Here is an 11,458-nt window from a genome sequence, read left to right as displayed (position 1 = left end):
TCAGTTGCTCAGTTTCAGCGAGAGGAGGAGGCGCGGGTCGCGGGTCGGATAGAGATAGGACTTGCCAATGACCTTGGTCAGGAAGACCCAGCCGAGGATGCCGCCAATACCCACGAAGGAGAAGAGATCGAAAAGGCTCGGGTGGAAGCCTTCGCGGTGCAGAGCCGGCAGAACGATGACATACATGTCGAGGATCTGCATGGCCAGGATCCACCAGGAAACCCAGAGGATGATCGTGTTCTTCTTGATGAACTGGAAGAGCAGCACCGGGAACGGCAGGAAGAAGCGGCAGACGACCAGCGCCTGGCTGAAGTACCACCAGGTCTCGGTATTACGCAGGCGGAAGTAAGCGGTCTCTTCCGGAATGTTCGCGTACCAAATCAGCATGTATTGATCGAAGCCGATGTAGGCCCAGAAGATGGTGAAGGCCAAAAGGAACTTGCCCATCGTGTGGAAGTGCTCGTCGTTGACCACTTTCAGGTAGCCCTGATTCTTCAGCCAATTGACGATCAGCACGGTCAGCGCCATGCCGCTACCGGCTGCTCCGGCGAAGAGGTAGACACCCCACATAGTGGAGAACCAGTGATAGTCCAGACCCATGAGGTAATCGGCCGCGCTAAAGGTGATGCAAAGGCCCATCGCGGGGATGCCACCGACGCCCAACTTGCGCATGATCAAGGTATGCCTGGCCGCGCCGTCCTTGTCCTGATCCGTGGAGCGCTTCCAGAGGGAGTACGAGATCCAGCCGAGGAGGACGAAATAAACGATCCAGCGAACCCAGAAGAAGGTGTGGTTGAGATAACCACTCTTGCCGTCGAGGAGCGGATCTTCACCGGGGTGAAGGTTCCACCACTTCCACAGATCATTCGCGCAGAAGAGGAGGAGGGGCAGGAAAAAGAGAAGGGACACTGGCGTGACCTTGGCGATATTCTCCATCTGCCGGCGAACCGTGACCGACCATTCGGAATCCGTCGCGTGATGCAGGCAGGTCCAGAAAAGACCACCCACGCAAAGCGAGAAGAAATAGAAAGCCGCGAAGAGCCACGAATAGGCAGCTTGCACGTGCCAGGGTTGATAGCAGAGCCCGATAACACTCAGCACAATTCCGGCAATTCCCACCCAGAGAAGGATCTTCGGCGCATTACCGGCGCGCTTGATATCATAGGTCTCCACCGCTGGCGGAGTAATTTCGTGGGAATGGTCGCTCATTGCTTGGATTGAAGTTCCTTCTGTTTGGCCGCCGGCAGTTCAGCCACCTTGACGCTCTGGCTCTTTTGCAGAGCCCGGATGTAGGAGATGATGGCCCACCGGTCTTCGACCGCGATGTTCGGGCCGTAGGCGCCCATGGTGTTATGCCCGTTGGTAATCGTGTTGAAGATCTGTCCGTCCGGCATGGTCCGAATGCGATCGTCCTGGAGATTGGCGATGGCCGCGATGCCGAACTGACTCGTGATCCCATTGGCCAGGCCGACTTTGCCGTGGCAGACCGCGCAGTTGATGTTGAAGCGTTCCTGACCGCGCTTGACCAACGCATCAGTCACCTCGATCGGGAAACCGTCGCCGTAGACGTCGCCGAACTTACCGGTGTTGTAGTAGTTCGGCTCATCGGTGAATCCTTCGGGCTGGAGCGTGCCATTCTTGGCCGTCGCCTGGAGGAAGAAGCCCGGCAGCGTGTAGCCGAGCGGAATGGTGCCGTCGACTGGACGCCGCGAAGCACTGCCGTCCGAGTAGAACGTGCTCTCGTGCTGCGGGTCGTAGCGCGGCTGGTGCTTCATGTCCGGAAAGATCTGCAGCGGAGGAAGAGGACTCTTCGTGCCGCGGAACCCGGCGAGAACGGCCACCGAAATGGTGCCGAGGATGAAAAGGATGAAGAAGGTGCGAAGCATATCAGTCGTGAATCAGCGTGACGTGCTGACCGCCGATCTCCTCGAGGAGGGCGCGGGTCTTGGTTTCGGAGAATTTCGGATCGCGCGCTTCGATCACGAGGAAAAAGCCGTCATCGGTCACCCGTGCGAAACGTTCCCAGTTGAAGACCGGGTGGTACCACTTCGGGAGTTGGTTCATGACCATCAACGAAAACACCGTGGTGAACGCCGAGAAGAGCACCGTGAGCTCGAACATGATTGGGAAGAACGCCGGGATGGTGCGCCAGTCGTACGGCTTGCCGTGCACGATGAGCTTATAAAGGCTGAACGACGGAATCATTTCCAGGCAGACCGCGGTGAGAAGACCCGTAGTGCCGCCGATGAACACCGGGGCGCTCAACCAGGATTTGCCGAGACCCATGGCTTTGTCCATGCCGTGGATCGGGAAAGGCGTGTGCACGTCCCACTTGGAGAAGCCAGCGTCGCGGATTTTTTCCGCGGCATGCATGAGCGCTGCCGCGCTTTCGAATTCGGCGCCGAGGCCGTATACTTTGCGATATTCAGCCATGTTAGTGATGCCCCTCCTTGGCGGGCGCGTCGTGCGGTCCAAGGGCGCCCGTGGCCGGGCCGCCGGAGTTCGCGGTGGGACGATAGTGATGCGGATCGGCGTGCGGAGTCACCGCCTTCACTTCGAAGGCGCAGATCATCGGCAGGAAGCGCATGAAGAGCAGGAAGAGAGAAAGGAAGATTCCGAACGTGCCGCAGAAGGTCCAGATTTCGATCCAGGACGGGTGATAGTGATGCCAGGAACTCGGGAGGAAGTCCTGGGCGAGCGAGGTCGCGATGATGACGAAGCGCTCGTACCACATGCCCGCGTTGACGAACATGCTGGTGATGAAGACCACGATGTAATTGCTCCGCGCCCACTTGCTCCAGAAGATCTGGGGCGAGATGACGTTGCAGAACATCATCGCGTAGTAATACTTGTTGTACCAGCCGCCTTCGTTGAAGCCGAGCGAAGCACGCTGATGGAAGAAGGTGAACATCTCGAATTTGTTCTGCCCGTAGTAGGCGATGTACAACTCCATGAGATAGGCGTAACCGACGATCGAACCGGTCAGCAGGATGATCTTGGCCATCTTGTCCACGTGCTGACGGGTGACCATGTCATCGAGCTGCGGATAGAGCAGACGCGCCGGGAGCATGATGGTGAGCACCATGGCGAAACCACCGAAGATAGCGCCCGCAACGAAGTAGGGCGGGAAGATGGTGGTGTGCCAGCCAGGAAGGATCGAAGTCGCGAAGTCGAAGGACACGACCGAGTGCACGGAAAGCACCAGTGGGGTGGAGAGACCGGCGAGGAGCAGATACGCCATTTCGTAGTGGCGCCACTGACGGTTCGAACCGCGCCAGCCGAGGGCGAAGACGCCGTAGGCGAACTTCTTCACCCGGGACTTGGCACGATCGCGCAGCGAAGCAAGATCGGGCACGAGGCCGGTATACCAGAAGAGCACGGACACGGTGAAGTAGGTCGAGACCGCGAACACATCCCAGAGGAGCGGCGAACGGAAGTTCGGCCAGATGTCGTAGGAATCCGGAATCGGCGCCAGATACCAGGCCATCCACACGCGACCGACGTGAATGCCCGGGAAGATACCCGCGCAAATCACCGCGAAGAGGGTCATCGCCTCTGCCGCGCGGTTGATCGAGGTGCGCCACTTCTGACGGGAGAGGAAGAGAATCGCCGAGATCAACGTTCCCGCGTGACCGATGCCGATCCAGAACACGAAGTTCGTGATGTCCCACGCCCAACCAACCGTCTTGTTTTCACCCCAGACACCGACACCGTTCGAGATCTGATAGCCGATGCAGCACAGCCCAACCATGGCGAGCAGCGCGCACGGGAAGAAGGCGAGCCACCACCAGATGGGGGTGCGGGCCTCGACAATGCTGGAGACGTTTTCCGTGATCCAATGCAGACTACGCTCATTGGTGACCAGCGGAATGCGCTGGACTTCCTTGGGCGTTTCGAGAGTGGCGACAGCTTCCGACATTACGCTTTGGTTTCTTTGGGTTCAGCGGCGGCTTCGTGCTTTTCGCCACCGTGGTGAGATTTCATGGCCGCGCCGATTTTCTCTGCGCCGGGCATCTTGGGATTGGGGTTACGAATGCGCGCCAGGTAAGAGGTGCGCGTCGAAATGTTGAGATACTCGAGCAACCGGTAGCCGCGCTCGCTCTGCTTGAGCTTGGCCACACTGCTTTCGGGATTGAAGATATCGCCGAAAGTGATGGCGTCCGCCGGGCAGACCTGCGCACAAGCCGTGGTGAACGAATCCGCCGGAATGCGGTAGTTATCGGAATCGCGGATGGCCACCTTGGTGGCGATCTTCGCTTCCTGGATGCGCTGGACGCAGAAGGTGCACTTCTCCATGACGCCACGCATCCGCACCGTCACGTTCGGGTTTTTCTGCATCTTGAGCGTGTCCTCCATCTTCTTCTCGGAGATGAGGTTCCACTTGTGCAGACCGGTGAACCAACCCCCGTTCTTGCTGCCCATGGCGTCGCGCAGGTTGTAATCGAAGAAATTGAAGCGGCGCACTTTGAACGGGCAGTTGTTCGCGCAGTAACGCGTGCCAATGCAACGATTGTAGGCCATGACATTCAGGCCTTCTTCGTTGTGCACAGTGGCGTTCACCGGGCACACCGTTTCACACGGCGCATTCTCGCAGTGCTGGCACATGATGGGCTGCGAAACCATCTCCGGATCCGGATCTTCCTTGTCGACGCTGGCGAAATAACGGTCGGTGCGGATCCAGTGCATTTCGCGGCCATTGATGACCTGCTCCTTGCCGACGATCGGAATGTTGTTTTCCGCCTGGCAGGCGACCATGCACGCGGAACAACCAATGCATGAATTGAGGTCGACGACCATGCCCCAGCCGTGCGGATCCCAGCCGAGGTTGTCTCCATGCCCGCTCACCAGGGGCTTGCCAAACTCTTTAGCCGGGTGCTTCGACAGCTCCGGATTATTCAGCTCAGGATGCGTGTAGAGCGACTTGTTCGGCGGGATATGGGCGTCCATGCCCATCGTCTTGGCGAACTCCGGATTTTCCTTGTACTCGCTGACGGTCGCTTCGCGGGTGAGGTCGCCACCACGGCCTTCGAGCGCGTGGTGTTCCTGAGTGATGGCCAGATTGTAGGTGTGGCCAGTCACGCGCAGCTTCGCACCGAGGACGATGTAAGGCTCGCCAGTGGTGCGCAGCGGATAAGCATTGAACCCCGTGGTCGCACCCACGCGGCCCACTTCCGTCCGCCCGTAACCGAGCGCAATAGTGATCGAATTGTCGGCGTGGCCGGGAGCGACGAGCGCCGGGAGTTCCAGCACGCGCTTGTCGAGAATGACCTGCACCATGGCGCGTCCGATCCTCGAATCCTCATCTTCCTCGATCCCCAGCTTGCGGGCGGTCGCCGGACTGATCAGCGCGGCGTTGTCCCAAGTCACCTTGGTGATCGGGTCGGGAATTTCCTGGAGCCAGCCGTTGTTGTTGTAACGGCCATCGTCCACCTTCGGACAGGGAGTAAGGACGACTTCGAAAGTGTCTTCGCTCAGGGCCGGGATGCTGAATTTTTCCGTGATGAGCTTGGAGGCCGCGCCGCCGTTGAAGTTCAACGTCGCGGGCTTGATCTCGCTGCCCGCGAGGAAGCCATCATGAAGGAATTTCGCCCACGCAGTGGTGAAATCCGCCGGCTTGGCGATTTCCTTGAAGGTATCCTGAACGAGTTCCGGACCGTGCGGCTTCTCGAGGCCGGCGACCTTCGCGAGGAGGTCGAGTTCGCTCCACGCTCCGAAGAGCGGGAGGATCATCGGCTGCACCGAAACGTAGCTGCCATCGACCGCGCGACCGTCACCCCAGAATTCGAGATAGTGCGCGAGCGGCACGTTCCACTTGGAGAGCTTGGCGGTTTCGTCGATTTCCTGGCCGAGGCGGATGACCGTCGGCACGGATTTCTGCAAGGTCGCCCAATCGAGATCGCCCGGGGCGTTGTAAACCGGATTGGGGCCGATGATGAAGAGCGTCTGGACCTTCTTGTCCGCGATGTGCTTCGACAATTCCGCAATCGAAACCGTCGGAGCGACCGTCGACTTACGACCGATGATCGTCTTGCCGATGTTGCCGAGCGCGGCATTGATCGCCGTGGCGAGCGCCTGCACGGCCGCGGATTGACGCGAGCCAGCGACCACGATGCTCTTGCCCTTGGCGGCAATGAGATCTTCGGCGCAATACTTGATCCATTCCGGATCGATCTTGACCGTCGGGGCCGGGATGGCCTTGACCACTTCCGCGAGCACTGAGTCCGACGTCGCGCTGGCCACTGCGGCCGCAATTGCGAGGGCGAACGCACCCACCTGGCTGGCCGGCAAACGCAGGCGATGATCCGACATGCCGCCAGTGATCGTGTAACGATTCTCGACGACGTAGAGCCGGTTCATCTTCGAATCCGGTCCTGTCACGCGGCGACGCGTGGTGAAGCCGCGGATGTCAGTGAGATCGCCATCGCTGCCGAGGAAGTCGGAGTCGAGCGAGAGAATAACATCCGCCTTGCTGAAATCGGCAACGACCTCGGCGCCCTGACCGAAAATGGTCTCGTCCTTCACCGGACCGAGCGGCTCGTAAGTCGCCCACGTGACCTTCGGGAATTTCTGATTGATCAGGCCAATGAGGCGCTGGCGGGTCGGCGAATTATCTTCCTGCAGCAGGAAGGCGAGGCCGGAACCATCACCGGCACCCTTGAGAAGGCCGTCGAGTTCCTTGACGAAAGCCGCCTCGTCCGTGACTGCGCCATCCTTGAGGATCTTCTTCGCGCGATCCGGATCATAGAGATCGAGGATCGAAGATTGCGAATGAATATCCGTGCGCGCCTTGCTGATCGGGTGCAGCGGGTTGCCCTCGATCTTGGTCGGGCGACCGTCGTGCGTGGTCGCGACCAGCGGAGCGTAGCCGCGACGCGTGGGCCGGGCAGTGGTGAAGAAGAGCGGCTTGCCGGGAATCGACCATTCCACGCCCTTCGTGAAGGGCACGAGGTGCATGATCGGGCGGCGGCAGGCGGTGAGCCCCAGGCCGGCGAGCGCCGTGGAGGCACCCATGAGCTTGAGGAAGTTACGACGGGAAAGATCGCCGCCCTGCATTTCCGATGCGCCTTGCGGGAACTCGCGTTCCAGCCAGCCGCGGAACTCCGGCGTATCGGACAATTGCCCGAGGGAACGCCAGTACTTCTTGCCGGTCAACGGCTCAGAGGGATGCTCAAAAATTCGTTTCATCGATGACAGCCGGCGCAGTTTTTATCCGGTGGGTTGATATGCCAGTCGTTCACCAGGGTCGCTCCGATTTCTTCCTGCGTGAGTTTGATCTTGGGATTGGAGAAATCGCGATCCTGTTCCTCCGGCGGTTTACCGAAGGTGGAGACGAACTTCTGCACGTTTTCATCCTCGGGTTTCCAGTTGAGGTTCGTGATCTGATTCAACGGACGCAGGGCGTTTTTCGGATCGCGATGGCAGTCCAGGCACCAGCCCATTGAGTGCGGCTGGTCGTGATAAACGACCGCCATCTCGTTGACCTTGCCGTGGCAACTCACGCAACTGACGCCGCGATTCACATGAGCAGAGTGGTTGAAGAAAACGAAGTCCGAGGTCTTGTGGATTTGCACCCACTGCATCGGCTTACCGGTGGCCCACGAGTCGCGGATCGGAGCGAGTTTCGGATTATCCCGCTGCACCTGCGAGTGGCAGTTCATGCAGACCTGGGTGGTCGGGATGTTCGAGTGAGCGGCCACTTCCACGAAGCTGTGACAGTAACGGCAATCCATGCCGAGCTGACCGACATGCACGTCGTGAGGAAAGGGAACGGGCTGTGCCGGCTGATAGCCGACCCGGGTGTATTTGGGCGTGAAGTAATACCACATGCCCAACGAAACGGCGTTTCCGAGCACCAGCACGCAAACGACGATTTTGATGGGCAGGATATTGCTCCAGCGCGGGAAGATGTTCGCCATTGCCTAGAGACTTTCGAAGCTTCGTGGGTTGAATTTTTCAGCGTTTTGCATGCGGCAGGAAAACGGGTGGGCGTGCACTTTGTGGTTTCAAGGTGGGCATTGCAAGCGCAGTTTGTGAAAAATTTCACAAGCACCGCAAACCCACCAGCACCCGCTCCGTTTTCTTCAAAAAGGGCGGGGATTTTTTGGCCGTCGGCAACACGATGCAAGGACAAAAAACTGACGATCTGCGTACTCGCACGTGCATCGGGGAACGTACCGACGGAGGTCTGACGCGAGTGCGCTCCCGCGAGATTCGCGCTGTAACCGCTGTCCTATTGATGCCGCGGTCCGGTGGCGATCTGCGGTGGCTGCTCCACCTTGAAACTCCACCGGGACTCCACCTTCTTGCCGGCGATCTTTGCCGTGAGAATGGCGGTGTATTCTCCCGGGGCGAGACCGTGCGCCTGATAGGTCAGGACCTTCGCTTGGGAATCGAATCGCGGCGCCACGGGGCCGACTCCACTGAGACGCAGGCCGATGCTGCCGCTATCGATTGCGCCCAGGCGCGTGAGGTCGGCTTTAATGAGCGGATTGGGATCGGCAATCGTCGCGTCATTGGCCGGCTGCGCGTGAATATCCCGGGCGGTAAACTCCTCGGCCACAGCGGCTCGCGAGCTGGCCACCACGCCCCCGCCGAAATTCGTCGCCGTGGTGAAGATCTTCGGTTGGTTGCCTTGAATGAGATAGCGTCCCAAAGCATTTTCCGGCGTGCCGGCGCCGATCTTTTCGCCGTTTACGGTGAAGAGCATTTCGTAGCCGGCCTTCGCGGCGACTTCGCGGACGTGATCGTTGGCCGCTCCGTAAGGCAAGGCGAGCGCGTTGACCTTGATGCCCAGGTGGTCTTCCAGAGCCGTCCGCGAGCCGTGGAGTTCATTCCAGAGCCACTGGTCGTAGGCGGCCTCGGTCATACCGGCTTTCTTCCGGCGCAGGTCTGCGTGGGAGACGGTTTCGCTCTCGATGGCCACACCGGCGTCGCGCAGCTCGGCGAGTTGCTCCCACGATAAGGAACCGCCGCCGGCCTTGGGCCCACCGCGCACGTAATCCGTGTAGACGAAGAGGGTGAAGGGATAGCCGTATTTCTTCAGGATGGGCCAGGCGACACTGTAGGCGCTGCTGTAGCCGTCGTCGATGGTGATGAGCGCGCTCCGCTTCGGGATGCTCTTTTGCTCGTGGCGCCAGGCCTGGAAATCGTCCAGTGAGATGACGGTGATACCTTGATCCTTCAGCGCCTGCATCTGTCCCTCGAACTCTGGGGGCGTGATCTCCGTGTCCGGCCGCTTCACCTTGTCGACGAAACGCTGATACCCGAGAATGATCACTTGAGCGGTTCGATCGATCTTTGGCTCGGCGGGTCCTTCGGCCACGAGATCAGGCGCGCTGGCCGGACTCGAGGTGGCAGATGAACTCGCCTGCACCGGCGAGGGCGTGGCGGGCGAAACCAGCGCGTGGAAATAGGCCGCATACGGCATCTTGCGGCACGCCGGGCACAACACCACCGCCAGGATCACACAGAGGCGGAGCAATTTCATTGGCATCTCCTATCTTGGGCAGGTAACGGCTGGGCATACGGGCCCGCCTGCGGACCGGACCCGCGGTCATCAACTAGAGATTCGGGGCCCCGGCCTTCCGTGGCTCCACGACTTCTGCGGAAAGATACACCGAAATTGACCTCAGGATAGGAGATGGCCATAACCGAGCCCTGTGGATGCGCTGACTAAAGACTATCGAGGATCGATACGGCCGGGTATTAGGCCGTCCGCATTTTGGCCCCCTTTTACAAGCCACCCAAGGCTCAAAGATTTTCCCGTCCAAACCTTAAATCGGTCCGTTTACCCAATGTCCCGCAATGGAATCTCGCCCTCGGCGGTTTGAATCCATACTCTCCTCCCCTTTCCCATGCCTCGTAATCCCCTCTCCACTCTGATCGTCGCCAGTCTCACCATGGTCGGCGCGGCCTGGTCGCTGCACGCCGAGGATGCCCCCGCTTTCACGCCCAAGGCCGAGCACGTCATCCTCGTCATCTGGGACGGCATGCGGCTGGATTTCATCAACGCGCAGAATACACCGAATCTCCAATCGCTGGTGCAGCACGGCACGTTCTTCGCGAACAACCATTCCTTCTGGCCGACGACGACCGAGGTGAATGGCACCGTCCTCGCCACGGGAGCGTTTCCCGCGCGCAGCCATGTCGTGGCGAATTCGGAATACCGCCCGGAGATCAACCCACGCGGACCGGTCCACACGGAGGATGCCGAGGTCATGCACAAGGGCGACGAAGTGAGCGGAGGCAAATACGTGGGCGTGGCCACGGTGGTGGAGACGGTGCGCAAGGCGGGCTTTCCGGCCGTGGTGGCTGGAACCAAGCCGGTGGCGCTGATCCAGGATCGCGCGCCGGAACGACCGGCCACACCGTTTTCGGCCACGCTCTTCGCCGGCAAGATCTATCCCCATGCGCTGCTCGCCTCGATCACCGCCGCACTCGGGCCGATGCCGCAATACAAGCCGGACATGAATAACCCGGCCCCAAACACCGCGGGAAATCAATGGACCACGCGCGCCTTGCTCGAGCATCTCTGGCACGATGGCGTGCCGCGCTATTCGGTACTGTGGCTGAGCGATCCGGACTTTCCGCAACACCTCACCTCGCCGGGCGCGCCGGCGGCGATCGCGGGCATCCACGATAGCGACACGAATCTCGGGTTGGTGATCGCCGAGTTGCAAAAACGCGGTGAGCTCCAAAAGACGGACATCTTCGTCGTGAGCGATCACGGGTTCAGCACCATCGAGCGCAGCGTGGACCCGGTGAAATATTACGGTGAGCACAGGGTGACCGTTTCGAAGCAATTCAACTCGCCGCCGACCAATGGACAGGTGATGTCGGTGAGCGTGGGCGGCGCGACCGGGCTGTATGTCATCGGCCACGATGCCGGAGTGACCGGCAAGCTCGTCGAGATGCTGCAGAGGAGCGATTTTGCGGGACCGATCTTCACCCGCAACGCGGCGCCCGGCACCTTCGCCATCAGCGCCGCGCACCTCGATAGCCCGGAGGCGCCGGACATCGTATTCAGCTTTCGCTGGAGCGCGGGGAACAACGCGGTGGGCACGCCGGGCCTGATCCTCGCCGAAGGCAAGGCCGGCAACGGCATGCACGGCAGCCTGAGCAAATTCGATATTCACAACACGCTCGTCGCGGGCGGCCCGGACATTCGCATTGGCTATCGCGATGAGTTTCCCACCGGCAACATCGACGTGGCGCCGACGATCCTCCATCTGCTCGGACTCAAGTCGCCGGACGGGACGGATGGCCGTGTGCTCAGCGAAGCCTTCACCGGCGCTCCGGAGCCGAAGGAAAAGCCGGTGACCAAGCGCATCGAAACCCTGCGCGACTTCACCACCGGGGTCATTTTCAAAGACGCGCACAAGTGGCAGCAATACCTGCAGACGACCACCTTCGACGGCCGGACTTATTTCGACGAAGGCAACGCCAGCGGGCAGTAAAA

The 11,458-nt window shown here is 60.2% G+C and carries 8 protein-coding genes; 1 reads left to right on the top strand and 7 read right to left on the bottom strand.

The features are described from left to right. From CFE428DRAFT_RS10715 to CFE428DRAFT_RS10685, 7 genes are all read right to left on the bottom strand, one after another. Positions 1-1,209, bottom strand: a complete 1,209-nt coding sequence (locus tag CFE428DRAFT_RS10715; protein ID WP_006979547.1) for a hypothetical protein — start codon at positions 1,207-1,209, stop codon at positions 1-3. After that, complete coding sequence (locus CFE428DRAFT_RS10710; protein ID WP_006979546.1) at positions 1,206-1,886, bottom strand: c-type cytochrome; 681 nt, start codon at positions 1,884-1,886, stop codon at positions 1,206-1,208. Before CFE428DRAFT_RS10710 ends, CFE428DRAFT_RS10715 begins: the two co-directional genes overlap by 4 nt. Before the next feature lies 1 nt (position 1,887). Further along, complete coding sequence (locus tag CFE428DRAFT_RS10705; protein ID WP_006979545.1) at positions 1,888-2,433, bottom strand: DUF3341 domain-containing protein; 546 nt, start codon at positions 2,431-2,433, stop codon at positions 1,888-1,890. A gap of 1 nt (position 2,434) precedes the next feature. Continuing rightward, positions 2,435-3,919 (bottom strand): NrfD/PsrC family molybdoenzyme membrane anchor subunit, encoded by a 1,485-nt coding sequence (gene nrfD, locus CFE428DRAFT_RS10700; protein WP_006979544.1) that lies wholly within the window; start codon positions 3,917-3,919, stop codon positions 2,435-2,437. Further along, the gene (locus tag CFE428DRAFT_RS10695) at positions 3,919-7,185 is read right to left on the bottom strand and encodes a TAT-variant-translocated molybdopterin oxidoreductase (RefSeq protein WP_006979543.1); all 3,267 of its coding nucleotides are present in this window, start codon (positions 7,183-7,185) and stop codon (positions 3,919-3,921) included. Before CFE428DRAFT_RS10695 ends, nrfD begins: the two co-directional genes overlap by 1 nt. Continuing rightward, complete coding sequence (locus CFE428DRAFT_RS10690; protein WP_006979542.1) at positions 7,182-7,916, bottom strand: cytochrome c3 family protein; 735 nt, start codon at positions 7,914-7,916, stop codon at positions 7,182-7,184. The genes CFE428DRAFT_RS10695 and CFE428DRAFT_RS10690 overlap by 4 nt, the downstream gene beginning before the upstream one ends. Positions 7,917-8,230: 314 nt before the next feature. Next, positions 8,231-9,487 carry a polysaccharide deacetylase family protein gene (locus CFE428DRAFT_RS10685; RefSeq protein WP_006979541.1) on the bottom strand — a complete coding sequence of 419 codons (1,257 nt, stop codon included), beginning with the start codon at positions 9,485-9,487 and terminating at the stop codon, positions 8,231-8,233. 367 nt (positions 9,488-9,854) lie between these two features. On the opposite strand from CFE428DRAFT_RS10685, the gene CFE428DRAFT_RS10680 reads away from it, so the two are divergent. Then, positions 9,855-11,456 carry an alkaline phosphatase family protein gene (locus CFE428DRAFT_RS10680; protein ID WP_006979540.1) on the top strand — a complete coding sequence of 534 codons (1,602 nt, stop codon included), beginning with the start codon at positions 9,855-9,857 and terminating at the stop codon, positions 11,454-11,456. The last annotated feature ends 2 nt before the right edge of the window (positions 11,457-11,458 follow it).

This window comes from Chthoniobacter flavus Ellin428 (genome assembly GCF_000173075.1).
In the GTDB taxonomy this organism is placed as follows: domain Bacteria; phylum Verrucomicrobiota; class Verrucomicrobiia; order Chthoniobacterales; family Chthoniobacteraceae; genus Chthoniobacter; species Chthoniobacter flavus.
This window is presented reverse-complemented; position numbering and strand designations above follow the sequence as displayed.